Raw genomic sequence first — 15,453 nt, 5'->3', positions numbered from 1 at the left:
CCATGATACTGTATTTAAATACAGTATCATGGGCAGATGCTCCGCACCCTCTTCGTCGACTTCAACAGCTATTTCGCCTCGGTTGAGCAGCAGCTCAACCCTGCACTGCGCGGTCGGGCAGTAGGCGTGGTGCCCGTGATGGCCGAGACGTCGTGCTGCATTGCAGCCAGCGTGGAGGCCAAGACGTTTGGCATTCGCACCGGCACCGGCGTAGCCGAAGCGCGCCGCTTGTGCCCCGACATTCACTTTGTGCTGGCCGACCACGCCAAGTACGTGGAGATTCACCACCAGGCCGTGGCTGCCGTTGACCGCATCGTGCCAGTGCGACAGGTGCTGAGCATTGACGAGATGGAGTGCGAGTTGACAGGCCGCTGGCGCGAGCGTGACCGCGCTGTGGCCCTGGCGCAGCAAGTGAAGGCCGAGGTGCAACGCACGGTGGGCGAATGTTTGCGCAGCTCAATTGGCATTGCGCCCAACACCATGCTCGGCAAGTTGGCATCTGACATGCATAAGCCCAACGGATTGACGGTGATTGAACTGCACGAGTTGCCTGAGCGCTTGTACCCGCTCAAGCTGTCTGACATTCAAGGCATTGGCCCACGCATGCGCGAGCGTTTGGCACGCTGCGGCATTGAGTCGATGCAGCAGTTGTATGCCGCCCCGCGCAATGTGCTGCACACCGCCTGGGGCGGTTTGGCGGGGTCAGACATGTACGACAAGCTGCGTGGTCAGTGGTATGGGCCACGCGAAACCGTGACGCGCTCGCTCGGGCATTCGCATGTGTTGCCGCCTGAGCTGCGCAACCCGCAAGGGGCATGGCAGGTGCTGAACCGCCTGACGCAAAAGGCGGCCATGCGGCTGCGCAAACAAGGTTTTTATGCCACGGCCATGCAGGTGTTTGCACGTTGCGCCCACCGCTGGCAAACCGAGCCGGGTGGCGAGCGCTACACACAGATGGGTGAAACACAAGACACCGCCACGCTGCTGCATGCCCTGGAGCAACTGTGGTTCAGTGGCTTGCATCGTTTGCCCCGTCCCCTGGCCGTGGGGGTGCAGCTGTGTGGGCTGGTGCCCGCGGCGCAACACACACCCGATTTGTTTGACGCTCCGGCGTTTGAGCTTGGCGCGGCACCGGGACACACCGGGCAAAACCGCGCCGTGCAGCGTGACCGCACTCGCCTGATGGCGGCAATGGACATCTTGAACCGCACGCATGGCAAGAATGCGGTGTACTTTGCCAGCGCACACGAGGCGCTGGACACCGCGCCGATGCGCATTGCCTTCAATCGAATTCCTGACCTGGAAACCGAGCGCTGACGCACAGGCAGCTCAGGCGGTGACGATCCACCCCTCCAGCGGATCACACGCAGGCAAGCCATAGTGCGGGTGCCCTGCTTCGTGCTGCGTCTGAGCCCATGCAGCTTGCACCATGCACAGCACAGCATCCAAGCTGTCGCCGGAGGCGTCGTCTACCAAGGTGTCGTGTTGGGCGTGGGTGAGTTTGAGGCGAAGACCCAAGCGGGTCTGGCCCAACTCCAGGGCCTGCAACAGTTGCTTGCGGGCAATCAAGCGCTCAGGGGTTTGCTTGGCTTTGTCGTCGCTTTTGTAGCTGGTATTGCCAATCAGCTCTCGCGCCAACAAGCCAGGGTAGGCCTCCAAGGCAATGCGTCGCTCTACAGATGGGTGACTCACGGGGGCAGGCACATGCAAGCGTGGCACACACACACCAGCTTGCATGAGCAAAGGCACACCGGCGTGCAGCATGTAGGCCACAGGCGGGTTGACCCACTTCATGGAAGGGCTGGAGCCCGCCGGTATGTCAGTGGCGCGATGGGCAAATTTGCCGCCCACAGGGCGTGCATCGCAAAAGGCTTTGAAGGTCGCGCGGATGTCGGCACGACTCAGGGCGGCATAGTGCTGCATGCAGGCTTGCCAATCGGTCGGCCAGCCCAAGGTCTGCACCAGTTCACGCGGCAAGCCAAAAGGCAAATCAAAACCACCCACCCAAGCCTGCGGTTGTTGCAGCCAATTGGCAAAGTCTGGCAGGGTGTGCAAGCGCACCAGCTCGCGCAACTGAACCCGACCTTGCGCCACATGGCCCAGGGCCAACACGATGGGTTTACGTGGAGAGGGGCTGCTGCTGAAGTCGCAGCCCAGCAAAACAGGCGAGGCACTCATGCCGGCCAAACTGCAAGGCGTGTTCAGGCGCGGCCGACGATGGACGCGGTGGCCATCAACTCTTCCAGCAGCGCAAACGACACTTGGCCCGACACGCCGTAGGGGTCGAGCTCTGCGGTTTCAGAGTACTTGAGCACGATGGAGGGGTTGAGTTTGTCCAGTCGCACCTGACCCATGGTCCATCCACCAAAACGGCGTTCGCTGATTTCTTGGTAACTGAGCAAGACCACGTCTTTGTGACGCTCATCGCGCACGATGTGGGTATAGAGCGCGTTGACTTGGTTGCGCCCGCCCTCAATGGCTTGCAGGTAAATGCCCCCGCCATAGCACAACACACCGGTGATGCCGTTGCCAAGATTGTGGTCACGCGCACTGGCCAAGATGGACTCGGTGGCTTCGGGCGACTCAGGGTGCACCGCACGGCTCACATACAACAAACGAACCAGCATGGCATCAGTCCTTTTTAGGAATCAGAGACAAAAACTCACGGCGCAAGTTGGGGTCTTTCAAGAAAGCACCGCGCATGACCGAGTTGATCATCTTGCTGTCCATGTCTTTGACACCGCGCCAAGACATGCAAAAGTGGCTGGCTTCCATGACGATGGCCAAGCCATCGGGCTGTGTTTTTTCTTGGATCAAGTCAGCCAGTTGCACCACAGCCTCTTCTTGAATTTGAGGACGCCCCATGACCCATTCGGCCAAGCGCGCGTATTTAGACAAGCCGATCACGTTGGTACGTTCGTTGGGCAACACACCAATCCAGATCTTGCCGATCACCGGGCAAAAGTGGTGGCTGCATGCGCTGCGCACGGTGATGGGCCCGACGATCATCAACTCATTGAGGTGTTCGGCGTTGGGGAATTCGGTGATGGCAGGAGCCGTGAGGTAACGCCCCTTGAAGACTTCTTGCAAGTACATCTTGGCCACACGACGGGCAGTGTCGCCCGTGTTGTGGTCATGCTCGGTGTCAATGACCAGACTGTCGAGCACGCCTTGCATCTTGATTTCGACCTCGTTGAGCAAGGCCTCCAACTCACCAGGTTGGATGAACTCGGCAATGTTGTCGTTGGAGTGGTAGCGCTTGCGCGCGGCGGTCAAACGCTCGCGAATCTTGACCGAAACGGGCGTGCCTTCGAAGGTGTCTTTCTCATTCATGGCGAGCATGGTAGCAGCGAACGTAAAGCCCCACAGTCAGTACCGCTTGCCCGTCAAAAACACCCCAAAGCGCAAGACCAAAGAGGCCATCATGTCCACGGCGCGCTGCCACCAACCACGCTGAACATAAGCCTGTGGATCGACCTTGACGGAACCTGTGTCCATGGCATCCACCACACTGGCTTGCAGGGTTTGGGCCAACGTGGCATCACGCACCACGACATTGGCTTCACGCGCCAGCAGCAAACTCAAAGGGTCGAGATTGGACGAGCCCACCGTGGCCCAAACCCCATCGACCACGGCCACTTTGGCATGCAAGAAGCTGGCGTGGTACTCATAAATCTCTACCCCTGCCGCCAACAGCTGGCCATACAACTGACGAGAGGCGTGGTAAGGCAAAAAGTACTCGTAGTGCCCTTGCAGCAGCAAGCGCACACGAACACCGCGCTGCGCAGCCATCACCAGGGCACGACGCAAGCGCAGCCCCGGAAAGAAATAGGCACAGGCCAGCACAATGTCTTGGTGTGCCACACCAATCGCTTTGCGGTAAGCGCGCTCTATGTGGACACGGTGGCGCACGTTGTCACGCAACACCAGTTGCGCGGTGCCTCGGGTTGACAACTGCACGGTCTGATCAGCACTCAACAAAGCATCCAACGCGCCCACCACATCTTTGCTGCGCAATTCGCGCACGGCCTCCAAGCGTGACCAAAGCTGTGTCATGGTGTCGTGCACGGCGTCAACCAAAGGCCCCCGCAGGCTGACCGCGTAATCCAGCCTGGCCACTGCCAGCAAGCCCTTCACATGTGGGTCCAAGAAGTCATCGAGGATGTTGATGCCGCCACAAAAAGCCAGCTCGCGGTCCACCACACACAGCTTGCGATGCAAACGTCGCCAGTGGCTGGGTAGCCACAAGCCGCCGCCACTCAAGGGCGCATACACGCGACATTGCACCCCCGCGCGTTCAAAGCGCTGGCGCCAAACTTCAGGCAGCTCGCGCGTGCCCACGCCGTCGACCACCAAGCAGACAGACACCCCGCGCGCTGCTGCACGCACCATGGCATGTGCAACGTCTGCCGCAGCGCCCGCCGTGTCAAAAATATAGGTCTCCAAACGCACTTCGTGTTGGGCGCTATCCATGGCCTCAATCAGTGCAGGGAACAAGTCCACCGCACCACGCAGCAAGCAAATGTCGTGTGCCGCGTGTTGTTGCATCAGGCAGCATCCCAGGCAAATTCGACCAACAAGGGCAGGTGATCTGACATACGGGCCCAGATGTTGCCTTGTGGCGTGACGCTGTTCACAGCCTGCACGCCCCGCGCATACACGTGGTCCAGTTGAACCAATGGCAAACGTGAGGGATAGGTCGGTGCCGACGCACCCAGGTGCCCTTGAAACCCGAATTCAGCCATCATGCGAGACACCGTGTTGCCCCAATCGTTGAAGTCGCCCGCCACCAGCACCGGCATGTCTGCGGGAACCTCGCGTGCGATGTAGCTTTGCAATTGTTTGACCTGCCGCACGCGACTGGCAGGCAACAAGCCCAAATGCACCACGATGACATGCACATCACGCGTTTGAACTTGCAAGGTGACGTGCAGCAAACCACGCTGTTCAAAGCGATGGTCAGACATGTTTTCATGGCTGTGGTCGACCACAGGCCAACGGCTCAACAACGCGTTGCCATGTTCACCGTGCTTGGTGATGGCATTGGTTCGGTAGATCGCGGTGTAACCCTCGGGGGCTAAAAAATCTGCTTGCCCCATGTCAGGCCAATGCACAAAGCGGCGTGCATGCAAGCGGTTGAAGGCTCGCACCTCTTGCAGGCACACGATGTCTGCATCGAATTGCTCAACCGCATGGCCAAGGTTGTGAATCTCCAAACGACGTGCTGGCCCCAAGCCCTGCACACCTTTGTGAATGTTGTAAGTAGCGATTTTGAAGGTTTTCATGAATATTCAATGATATATATCAAATAAATAATAATTAAAGAAATTGATACAATTTAATTAATTTGTGTTAAAAATCAGAAATGAAAAAAGCTTTACATTTCATATTCGGTACTGTTTTTACCATTTTTACTGAAAACTCAAGGGCTGAGCCCCCCGAGCATAAATGGTCTACCAGTGTCGGAATGAACCATTACAAAGAACCCGAAATGCAACTGCATGGACCTGAGCTGGGGCTACACGTCAGAACACTGAGCCTGGGCAAACAGGCGGGTTTGCTTGGCGAAGGAGACTTGTTTGTCGGTCAGCAACATTACAGCAGCGACAAAACGGGCGCCATGGATCGTGTCATCAACATTGAGTCGCGCTGGCGCAGCATGACCCGTGTGCTGCCCGGCACAGGCAATACCGAGGGGTTGTATGCGGGCTTAGGCATCCACACCTTGTGGAACGATTTACGCGGCACGACCAGCACAGGCAGCGCAGGTTACGAACGACAAGCGGTCCAACTGTGGTTGCCTCTGCGTTGGGTGAGCAGCAACGCGTGGCAAATAGACACCGGCATCTTGTTACGTGGCCAGCACATTTCACGTTTGTCAGAAACCGGCAATGGCAAGCAAGACGTGACCAACACCCAAAAACATGGCACATACGCGCAAATCAGTTGGGACTACAGCCTGGACTCGCGCAACGTGGTCACACCTTACCTGCGCTACACCCACTTGGCAGACTCCGACCAAGTGATAATGAACGGAAAGTATTGGTATGAACCCGACAGCAAACGCTGGCAACTGGGTCTGACTTGGTACTGGAAGAACACCCCCTAGAAATCTCCCCCTTTTGACAGACCCCTTATCTTTGAATTGGCGCGCTGAAAGCGGCGCACCAGCCCCCCGGCGCGTGGTGCTGGCAGACGACACCCTCAATGCAGATGCGGCTTACCGTTTGGCCTGTGAAGGCACGGGTTTGTTATGGCAAGGCGACTTTCACAACGCGCGCCAACTGCTGCAAGCCTTGGTCAGGCGCGCGGACCGCAAGCCACGCAAAGCCGCCAAAACACCAGTAACACACCCCACAGCCGCACAAAGCTTTCACTTGCACCGCCAAGCCTTGGGCCAACGCGCCCGCACACTGGGCATGGTGCTGGTGCCGCTCAACGCTGACTACAGCATTCCCTTGCGCCGCGCACCCGACTTGCGCGTGGCCTGCCAAGAAGCCTGGGGGCCAAGCAACGGTAAAGGCTGCATGGTGTCATTGCGCGAACTCTTAGGCGTGGTGGGCGCGCACGAGTGGCGCAAAAAAGGCGTAGAAATTACGGCCTTGGGAGAGCCTCCCAACAACCGCATCCACCCCTATTACGGCGTGTTCTCCCCCATCCGTGGCGAATATGTGGACTTGGTGGCCAACACCCCACTGCCCGACACGCAATTGGCATTTGACATTGGCGTCGGCACCGGTGTGTTGTCTGCTGTGCTGGCACGACGCGGCGTGCGGCGTGTGGTTGCCACAGACCAAGACCCGCGTGCACTGGCTTGTGCCCGTGAGAACTTGCAGCGCTTGAAGGTGACGCAGGTTGAACTGCTGCAAACAGATTTATTTCCCCCAGGCCAAGCACCCTTGGTCGTGTGCAACCCACCTTGGGTGCCCGCGCGACCTAGCTCGCCCATTGAACATGCGGTGTATGACGAAGGCAGTCGCATGCTACGAGGCTTCTTGGCAGGCTTGCGCGAACACCTGACGCCACAAGGCGAAGGTTGGCTCATCTTGTCCGACTTGGCAGAGCACCTGGGCCTGCGCAGCCGTGAAGAGCTGCTGGACTGGATCACACAGGCCGATCTGCAGGTGCTGGGACGGCACGACATTCGTCCACGCCACAGCAAAGTGATGGACACCAGCGACCCGCTGCATGCAGCCAGGGCCCAAGAAGTTACTTCGCTTTGGCGCCTAGGTAGCGCCGTTTGAGCCAGGGCCAAAAGCCTTGGTCTTGACCGGGTGTGGTGGTCTGTACCCACAGCTCTTGTTGGGTAAATTCTGAATGTTTCTTATGCGCCACGGGTGCAGGCTTGAGGGCCATCAACACAAATTGGCAAACTGCATCGGTATACGGTGCAGGATGCTCAGCACCGGCAACTAAAAACAGCGGACTGCCCGGCAACACGCGCTTGATTTCGTTGAGTTGCTCTCGCGTACACACCGCCGACTCACCGCCATAAATCCAACGTACCGGGCCATTGAAGGTCTCTAAGAGATGCGCAAAGTGCATGCCCTTCCAGTCTTTCTTGTAGGGCAAATCAAAGTGCGTGCTCGATTGCACAGCCTCCACTGACCCAACTGTCACGTTCAGTTGTTGTGCCAGCTCGTGCGGTGCGGGCATACGCCCTCCTTGCTTCATGCTGCCGTACAAACCGTAGATAGCCATCCAATTCAAACTCAAGCCAATGTCGTTGAGGAACAAGCCTTTGATTTGCAACTGCGGGTCTTGCGCCAAGTACATGGCCAAGATGCCCCCCATGCTGGTGCCCAGCACCTCGATACGAGGCACCGGTGCGCCATCTGGCATCACCACCTGGCGCATAAACTGCGCCGTATCTTGCAAATACACCGACATCGCATAGCCGCTGTCGTGGGGCAAGGGGTCAGAGTCGCCCCGACCGCAATGGTCCAGGCTGATGACACGCAAATCGGGAATCGTCTGCGCCGCGCGCAGCAAAGGCTCAAACGTGGTGCGGGTTTCCAGCAGACCGGGCAAGCACAACAGCACCTGCGTGCTGTTGGCGTCACCGACGTCGCTGTAAGCCAGTCGACGTTTTGTCGGTAGCAACTGGCTGAACTGGGTAGGAAGAGATACGGTGGTCATGGATAGGTCATCCTAGTCCATGCTGTTGTCTCAACAAAGGCAACTTGTTGAATAGGATCACACCATGCCGACATCCACCATGAATACCTCTTCTTTTTTGCTGCAAGCACACCACTTGAGCGGCGGACCTGCAGGCTTGTCCATCATTGAGCACCTCAACTTCAACTGCCCCCCAGGTGTGAGTTGGATTTGCGGCGACGAAGGCACTGGCAAAACCACGCTGCTGCGGTTGTTGGCTGGTGATATGCCGCCAACCAGTGGCTCGGTGACGGTGCCCGCCGGTGGCGTGTTCTGGACTGACCTGCAAGCAACCGCACATGACCACACCACCGTGCAAGCCTGCTGGGATGCGCTGCGCAAGCGCTACCCCAACTGGAGCGACGCATTGCAAGACGAGTTGGCACACGCGCTGGACATGCACACACACCGCCACAAACGTTTGAACATGCTGTCCACAGGCAGCCGGCGCAAAGTGATGGTGATTGCCGCGCTGACATCGGGGGCCACCGTCACGTTGCTGGATCAACCGTTTGGCGGGCTTGACCTAGCGTCTATTCGTGTGATCAAAGACTTCTTGCGTGAGGCTGCTGATCACCCCCACCGCGCGTGGCTAGTGGCCGATTACGAAGCACCGCGCGATGTACCACTGGCGAGTGTGCTGAATTTAGACGCGACGTTGTAAACCACAAACAGGACTCGCCAACAAAAAAGGCGCTGAATGAACTCAGCGCCTTTTTGTTGGCACCGAAGTGCCTGCCTATCAAGGCCTATGAAGCCTTCACTGCGTCCACATTGCGCAAGCGAATGTGCAATTCGCGCAACTGTTTTTCGTCCACCGGGCTTGGCGCTTGGGTCAGCAAGCACTGCGCACGCTGGGTTTTGGGGAAGGCAATCACATCGCGGATCGACTCGGCACCGGTCATCAAAGTGACGATGCGGTCCAAACCAAAAGCCAAGCCACCGTGTGGCGGTGCGCCGTATTGCAGTGCGTCGAGTAAGAAGCCAAATTTCAGCTGGGCTTCTTCAGGCGTGATCTTCAAAGCATCAAACACTTTTTGCTGCACGTCCGCACGGTGGATACGCACTGAGCCGCCGCCCATTTCCCAACCATTCAACACCATGTCGTAGCCCTTGGAGATGCACTTCTCGGGCGCGGTGACCATCCAGTCTTCGTGGCCATCTTTGGGTGCCGTGAAGGGGTGGTGCGTGGCGGTGTAGCGCTGGGCTTCTTCGTCGAACTCGAACATGGGGAAGTCAACCACCCACATCGGGGCCCAACGGTCTTCGAACAAACCGTTTTTCTTGCCGAATTCGCTGTGGCCAATTTTGATGCGCAGCGCACCGATGGCGTCGTTGACGATCTTGGCCTTGTCGGCACCAAAGAAAATCAGGTCACCGTTTTGTGCGCCAGAGCGTTCCAGCACGGCGTTCAATGCTGCGTCATGGATGTTCTTGACGATGGGCGACTGCAAACCGTCACGCCCTTTGGAAAGGTCGTTCACGCGGACGTAAGCCAAGCCCTTGGCACCATATATTTTGACGAACTCGGTGTAGGCATCAATCTCGCCACGGCTGATGCCGCCGCCTTCTGCCGAGCCATGGGGCACGCGCAGGGCCACCACGCGACCACCCTTCATGTTGGCGGCGCCAGAGAAGACTTTGAAGTCCACATCGCCCATCACGTCGGTCACTTCTGTGAACTGCAACTTGACGCGCAGGTCTGGCTTGTCCGAACCGTACAAGTGCATTGCGTCGGCGTAGGTCATGACGGGGAACTCGCCCAGGTCAACGTTGATGGTGTTCTTGAACACCGTGGTGATCATGCCTTGGAACATGTCACGGATTTCTTGTTCGTCCAAGAAGGACGTTTCAATATCGATCTGGGTGAATTCAGGCTGGCGGTCAGCGCGCAAGTCTTCGTCACGGAAGCATTTGGTGATTTGGTAGTAGCGGTCGTAGCCGGCCACCATCAACAACTGTTTGAACAACTGGGGCGACTGAGGCAGCGCAAAGAACTGGCCGTCGTGTACACGGCTGGGCACCAAGTAATCGCGTGCGCCTTCGGGCGTGCTCTTGGTGAGCATGGGGGTTTCGATGTCGACAAACCCATTGGCGTCCAGGAACTTGCGCACTTCCATGGACACGCGGTAGCGCAGCATCAGGTTGTTTTGCATGTAGGGGCGACGCAGGTCGAGCACGCGGTGCGTGAGGCGCGTGGTCTCCGACAGGTTGTCGTCGTCGATTTGGAACGGGGGCGTGACCGATGCGTTAAGCACGATCAACTCATGGCACAGCACTTCAATCTTGCCGCTTTTGAGGTTGTCATTGGTGGTGCCTTCAGGACGCGAACGCACCAGGCCCTTGACCTGGATACAAAACTCGTTGCGCACGTCTTCTGCCACCTTGAACATGTCAGGACGGTCGGGGTCGCACACGACTTGCACGTAGCCTTCGCGGTCACGCAAATCGATGAAGATCACGCCACCGTGGTCACGACGGCGGTTGACCCAGCCACACAGGCTCACCGTTTGGCCAGTCAGGGCTTCGGTCACCAGACCGCAATAGTGGGAACGCATTGCCATGTTCAATTACTCTTTGTTTGAATTGGAGGGGTACCGGGCGACACAGCGCCCATCGAGATCACATAAGTCAAGGCTTCGTCCACGCTCAGGTCAAGCTCTTTGACCTCCGAGCGCGGCACCACCAAAAAGAAGCCACTGGTGGGGTTGGGCGTGGTGGGCACATACACGCTCACATAGTCGCCAGGCAGCTTATCGGCAATTTCACCGGTGGGAGTGCCTGTTTGGAACGCAATGGTCCACACCCCTGCACGCGGGTATTGCACCAACAAGGCTTGCCGAAACGCATTGCCATTGCTGGAAAACAAGGTGTCCGATACTTTTTTGACACTGGTGTAAATGGACTTGACGATTGGGATGTGGGTGAACAACTTGTCCCACTGCTTGACCCACCAGCGTCCTGCCACGTTAGACACCAAAGCCCCGGTGATCAGCAACCCCAAAAACACCAGCACCATGCCCAAACCGGTGATGTCACGCAGTTCAACCAAAGTCTCGTGTGACACCAAGGACGACACGGTGTTGATGAACATGCCGTCCATCACACCAACCAACCAAGTCAGCACCCAGACCGTGATGGCCAAAGGCGTCCAGACCAACAGGCCGGCGAGCAGGTATTTTTTAAGTGGCATGGTGTGCGTGGTGGTGAAGGTGCAAAAAGTTCAATGGCAGGCGCACGAAGCGCCACAACCACCAGCAGCAGCCGGCGCGCTGGCAGCCGTGCTGTCGCCCGAACTGGGGGCTGCTGAGGGTGCGGCCGAGGTATCAGCGCCGCCAGCAGGTGCAACCGGAGGCGCAGAAGTGCCGCCCGAGCCGCCTTTGAAATCGGTGGCGTACCAACCTGACCCTTTGAGCTGAAAGCCCGCAGCGGTGAGCTGTTTGGTAAACGTAGGTTTGCCGCACTCTGGACAATCGGTCAGAGGGGCATCAGAGATTTTTTGCAAAACGTCCTTGGCATGGCCGCAGGACCCGCATTTGTAGGCGTAGATAGGCATGGCTAAAGGATGAGTAAAACCCGTAATTATAGGCGGTGGCCCTGTCTTCAAGCCCCCCAGCACACAGGCGCAGGGCGCCACGCAAACTGGCTCAGGAGGTCACCAGTTTGTGGTGACTGGCGTGGGCGTTGCGAATGGTTTGTGGCCCCAAAGACCCCCCGAGCATGCCCACCAAGCTGGCCATCAGCCCCGCCAGTTGGGCCGGAAACTGCAGACCTGCAGGGGTGAACATGAACAAGCCCCAGGTCAACAAGCCCAACACGATGGCAAAAACCGCCCCCTGAGTGGTGGCACGCGGCCAATACAGGCCGAACACCAACGGCACGAAAGCTCCCACCAACGGCACTTGGTAGGCCCCAGACACCATTTCATAAATCGAGGTGCCTTGCATCGCAATGGCATAGCACAGCACCAACACGCTGAACACCAGCACGGTCACCCGCATGGCGCGCAACTCTTGCTTGTCGCTTTGGTGAGGATGGAACTGACGCCAAATGTTTTCGGTGAAGGTCACACTGGGCGCGAGCAAGGTGGCCGAGGCACACGACTTAATGGCAGATAGCAAAGCCCCGAAGAAGAGCACCTGCATGACAAACGGCATGTGCTCCATCACCAAAGTGGGCAACACTTTTTGCGGGTCTTGTGCAATCAAGGCCGCGGCCTTCTCGGGCATGATGAGCATGGCGCTGACCACCAAGAACATCGGCACAAACGCAAACAAGATGTAGCAAATGCCCCCAATCACCGGACCGTGGGTGGCGGCCTTGACGCTGTTGGCAGACATCACGCGTTGAAACACATCTTGTTGTGGAATCGATCCAAACATGATGGTGATGGCCGCCGCGAAGAAAAACACCAGGTCTTTGAAATTGGGTTCTGGCCAAAACTTGAACATGTCTTGGCTGATGGCCAGGGCCACCACCTTGTCAGCGCCCCCCGCTTGATCGGCCGCAAACACCGCCAGAATTGACAGCCCCACAACCAAGATGATCATCTGAATGAAGTCGGTGATAGCCACCGACCACATGCCACCAAACAAGGTGTATGCCAAGATCGACACCACGCCGATCACCATGCCGAGGGGAATGCTGATGACCTCGTTGGACAACACGTTGAACACCAGTCCCAGCGCGGTCACTTGTGCCGACACCCAGCCCAAGTAACTGACCATGATGATCAATGAGCACACCACTTCGACCGTACGTCCGTAACGCTCACGGTAGTAATCGCTGATGGTGAGCAAGGTCATGCGGTAGAGCTTGCCCGCAAAAAACAAGCCCACCAAGATCAGACAAAACCCAGCACCGAAAGGGTCTTCCACCACGCCGTGCAAGCCGCCATTGACAAACTTGGCGGGAATACCCAGCACGGTTTCCGACCCAAACCACGTGGCAAAGGTGGTGGTCACAATCATGGCCAGCGGCAAGTGACGCCCTGCAATGGCAAAGTCGGCCGAGTTTTGCACCCGCTTGGCGGCCATCAAACCGATGGCGATGGTGACCAACAAGTAGACGATGACGAGTGTGAGCAACACGGGTCAAACTCCTTTTGAAAACTCAAAAATGCGGATGTAGGCGAACCAGAAATTGCATGGCAAGCAAGCCAGCCACAAAACCCACGCCGCACCACATCAAACGCTGCAACAGGCGGTTGGTGCGACGTTGTTCGTTGATCAGCGTTTGCAATTGTGGGTTGGCATCGCTTTGGCGATGTTTCAAAAAGTCATGCACCAGGCGCGGCAACTCTGGCAACAGCTTGGCATAACGCGGCGCCTCCGCCACCAGTTGGTCCCACAACTTTTTGGGCCCAACTTGCTCCAACATCCACTTTTCCAGGAATGGTTTGGCGGTGCTCCACAAGTCCAACTCGGGGTCGAGCTGTCGCCCCAGGCCTTCGATGTTGAGCAAGGTTTTTTGCAACAACACGAGTTGCGGCTGAATCTCGACATTGAAACGACGCGAGGTTTGGAACAAGCGCATCAACACCATGCCCAAAGAAATTTCTTTGAGTGGGCGATCAAAGTACGGCTCACACACTGCTCGAATGGCTGACTCCAGTTCGTCCACACGGGTGTCCGCGGGCACCCAGCCCGACTCCACGTGCAGCTCGGCCACACGCTTGTAGTCGCGGCGAAAGAAAGCGGTGAAGTTTTGCGCCAAGTACTCTTTGTCAAACTCTGTGAGCGTGCCCACGATGCCAAAGTCCAGCGACACATAGCGCCCAAAAGTGGCCGGGTCAATGCTGACTTGAATATTGCCCGGGTGCATGTCGGCGTGGAAGAACCCATCGCGAAACACCTGCGTGAAGAAGATGGTCACGCCATCGCGCGCCAGCTTCGGAATGTCCACCCCGGCCTCACGCAAACGATCAACTTGGCTGATGGGCACGCCATTCATGCGCTCCATCACGATCACGTCGGTGTGGCAGTAGTCCCACAACATCTCCGGAATCAACACCAGGTTGAGGCCTTCCATGTTGCGGCGCAGTTGCGCGGCATTGGCGGCTTCACGCACCAAGTCCAACTCGTCGTGCAGGTACTTGTCAAACTCAGCCACCACCTCACGTGGTTTCAAACGCTTGCCATCCGCCGACAAGCGATCAACCCAACCCGCCATCGTGCGCATCAAGCTCAGGTCTTTGTCGATCACCGTGAGCATGCCGGGGCGCAGCACCTTGACCGCTACATCACGCAACTGTCCATTGCGCTCTTTGGCGACAGCAAAGTGAACCTGGGCAATAGAAGCACTGGCCACCGGCTGATGGGTGAACTCAACGAACACATCCGCCAAGGGGCGCCCAAAGGCGCGCTCAATGGTGGCCACGGCCACGCTGGATGGAAACGGCGGCACGCGGTCTTGCAACAAAGCCAACTCGTCGGCAATGTCTGGGGGCAACAAATCGCGTCGCGTAGACAACACCTGGCCAAACTTCACAAAAATGGGCCCCAGTTGCTCCAGCGCTTCACGCAAACGCTGACCGCGCGGTGCCCGCAGATCACGCCCGACCGACACAATGCGCGCCAGCAAGCGCAAACCGGGTGTTTGAAAACTGGTCAACACCAGTTCGTCTAAACCGTAACGCAAAACAATAAAGACGATGTACACACCGCGAAACAAACGTGTCATGACGGTGCCTTCGGTGTGGTGCGTTGTTGCACAAAGTCACGCAAAGCGCTTACCGCACGACGGCCTGTTTGCACCAAGGTGTGGGCTGGTGCATCGCCAATGAGGCGAGCCAAATCTTCTTCCGGATCCCAGCGCACATGGTCGATGAGCCAATTCACCTCGGCTGCGAGTTGCACATCCCCTTCGATGCGAATCGCTGGTTTGTCACCTTGCAGCACAGTACGGGCCAACGCAAAAGGAGAGGTCTCGCTGACACGCAACACCAAGTCAGGCGCTTTGGCAGGTTGATCAGCAAGCGCTAGGTCCAGCAAGCCTGCTGGGGTGAATTGGCATTGAAACACTTGATCGCGCCAATGCAGTTGCACGCTGCGACCGCGTTGGCGCTGCAAACGCTCACGCGCCGCAGGTTCTTGCATCAACACATGGTTCAAGAACAACACCACCCGCTGTTGCAACTCTTGCACCGCCCAAGGAGGGGGCGTCAAAGCTTGAGGTAAGTCTGCGGGAAGGTTGGCGCGCAGTTTGTCTGCGGCGTCACTCAACCAAGAAAAAGGGGACTGTGTGGCCATAGTCCCCAATTATTCCTTGTATTTGCACGTCACTCAGACGGCAGGG

The 15,453-nt window shown here is 57.7% G+C and carries 16 protein-coding genes; 4 read left to right on the top strand and 12 right to left on the bottom strand.

The genetic code is table 11. The annotated features are described in order from the left end of the window. Positions 1 to 36 precede the first annotated feature (36 nt). A complete protein-coding gene (locus B9Z41_RS06880) occupies positions 37 to 1,317 on the top strand; it encodes a DNA-directed DNA polymerase (protein ID WP_100146316.1) in 1,281 nt (426 codons plus the stop codon). A gap of 12 nt (positions 1,318 to 1,329) precedes the next feature. Here the strand turns inward: B9Z41_RS06880 and B9Z41_RS06875 are convergent, their stop codons facing one another. Genes B9Z41_RS06875 through B9Z41_RS06855 form a run of 5 tightly spaced genes read right to left on the bottom strand, consistent with a single transcriptional unit; the run spans position 1,330 to position 5,285 of the window. After that, complete coding sequence (locus tag B9Z41_RS06875) at positions 1,330 to 2,178, bottom strand: DUF429 domain-containing protein (protein WP_100146315.1); 849 nt, start codon at positions 2,176 to 2,178, stop codon at positions 1,330 to 1,332. Between the two features lie 23 nt (positions 2,179 to 2,201). Next, positions 2,202 to 2,627 carry a BLUF domain-containing protein gene (locus tag B9Z41_RS06870; RefSeq protein WP_100146314.1) on the bottom strand — a complete coding sequence of 142 codons (426 nt, stop codon included), beginning with the start codon at positions 2,625 to 2,627 and terminating at the stop codon, positions 2,202 to 2,204. Between the two features lie 4 nt (positions 2,628 to 2,631). After that, on the bottom strand, positions 2,632 to 3,333 hold the full coding sequence (gene folE, locus B9Z41_RS06865; protein WP_233202572.1) for a GTP cyclohydrolase I: 702 nt from the start codon (positions 3,331 to 3,333) through the stop codon (positions 2,632 to 2,634). Between the two features lie 36 nt (positions 3,334 to 3,369). Continuing rightward, entirely contained in the window at positions 3,370 to 4,548 is a 1,179-nt protein-coding gene (gene clsB, locus B9Z41_RS06860) for a cardiolipin synthase ClsB (protein ID WP_100146312.1), read from the bottom strand. After that, positions 4,548 to 5,285 carry an endonuclease/exonuclease/phosphatase family protein gene (locus B9Z41_RS06855; protein ID WP_100146311.1) on the bottom strand — a complete coding sequence of 246 codons (738 nt, stop codon included), beginning with the start codon at positions 5,283 to 5,285 and terminating at the stop codon, positions 4,548 to 4,550. The genes clsB and B9Z41_RS06855 overlap by 1 nt, the downstream gene beginning before the upstream one ends. Before the next feature lie 182 nt (positions 5,286 to 5,467). Here B9Z41_RS06855 and B9Z41_RS06850 point away from each other — a divergent pair, with 182 nt between their 5' ends. Beyond that, positions 5,468 to 6,109, top strand: a complete 642-nt coding sequence (locus B9Z41_RS06850) for a hypothetical protein (RefSeq protein WP_100146310.1) — start codon at positions 5,468 to 5,470, stop codon at positions 6,107 to 6,109. 31 nt (positions 6,110 to 6,140) lie between these two features. Next, a complete protein-coding gene (locus B9Z41_RS06845; protein ID WP_233202571.1) occupies positions 6,141 to 7,244 on the top strand; it encodes a class I SAM-dependent methyltransferase in 1,104 nt (367 codons plus the stop codon). Here B9Z41_RS06845 and B9Z41_RS06840 read toward each other — a convergent pair. After that, positions 7,210 to 8,139, bottom strand: a complete 930-nt coding sequence (locus tag B9Z41_RS06840; protein ID WP_100146308.1) for an alpha/beta fold hydrolase — start codon at positions 8,137 to 8,139, stop codon at positions 7,210 to 7,212. The two genes, B9Z41_RS06845 and B9Z41_RS06840, sit on opposite strands and share 35 nt — an antisense overlap. A gap of 64 nt (positions 8,140 to 8,203) precedes the next feature. Here B9Z41_RS06840 and B9Z41_RS06835 point away from each other — a divergent pair, with 64 nt between their 5' ends. Next, positions 8,204 to 8,821, top strand: coding sequence for an ATP-binding cassette domain-containing protein (locus tag B9Z41_RS06835; RefSeq protein ID WP_100146307.1), 618 nt, complete (start codon positions 8,204 to 8,206; stop codon positions 8,819 to 8,821). An 85-nt stretch (positions 8,822 to 8,906) separates the two neighbouring features. Here B9Z41_RS06835 and aspS read toward each other — a convergent pair whose 3' ends face one another. The 6 genes from aspS to B9Z41_RS06805 all read right to left on the bottom strand — a co-directional run bounded on the left by aspS (position 8,907) and on the right by B9Z41_RS06805 (position 15,407). Further along, on the bottom strand, positions 8,907 to 10,721 hold the full coding sequence (gene aspS / locus B9Z41_RS06830; protein ID WP_100146306.1) for an aspartate--tRNA ligase: 1,815 nt from the start codon (positions 10,719 to 10,721) through the stop codon (positions 8,907 to 8,909). A gap of 2 nt (positions 10,722 to 10,723) precedes the next feature. Beyond that, on the bottom strand, positions 10,724 to 11,350 hold the full coding sequence (locus B9Z41_RS06825; RefSeq protein ID WP_100146305.1) for a DUF502 domain-containing protein: 627 nt from the start codon (positions 11,348 to 11,350) through the stop codon (positions 10,724 to 10,726). A gap of 30 nt (positions 11,351 to 11,380) precedes the next feature. Then, positions 11,381 to 11,713 carry an FmdB family zinc ribbon protein gene (locus tag B9Z41_RS06820; protein WP_100146304.1) on the bottom strand — a complete coding sequence of 111 codons (333 nt, stop codon included), beginning with the start codon at positions 11,711 to 11,713 and terminating at the stop codon, positions 11,381 to 11,383. 91 nt (positions 11,714 to 11,804) lie between these two features. Then, a complete protein-coding gene (locus B9Z41_RS06815; RefSeq protein WP_100146303.1) occupies positions 11,805 to 13,247 on the bottom strand; it encodes a sodium:solute symporter family protein in 1,443 nt (480 codons plus the stop codon). A gap of 22 nt (positions 13,248 to 13,269) precedes the next feature. Next, positions 13,270 to 14,838, bottom strand: a complete 1,569-nt coding sequence (ubiB, locus tag B9Z41_RS06810) for a ubiquinone biosynthesis regulatory protein kinase UbiB (RefSeq protein WP_100146302.1) — start codon at positions 14,836 to 14,838, stop codon at positions 13,270 to 13,272. After that, on the bottom strand, positions 14,835 to 15,407 hold the full coding sequence (locus tag B9Z41_RS06805) for an SCP2 domain-containing protein (RefSeq protein WP_100146301.1): 573 nt from the start codon (positions 15,405 to 15,407) through the stop codon (positions 14,835 to 14,837). The genes ubiB and B9Z41_RS06805 overlap by 4 nt, the downstream gene beginning before the upstream one ends. Positions 15,408 to 15,453: the final 46 nt, after the last annotated feature.

The organism is Limnohabitans sp. JirII-31 (assembly GCF_002778315.1).
Classification (GTDB): Bacteria; Pseudomonadota; Gammaproteobacteria; order Burkholderiales; family Burkholderiaceae_C; genus Limnohabitans.
Note: the sequence above shows the minus strand (reverse complement) of the source record. Positions and strands in the feature narration are given on the sequence as shown.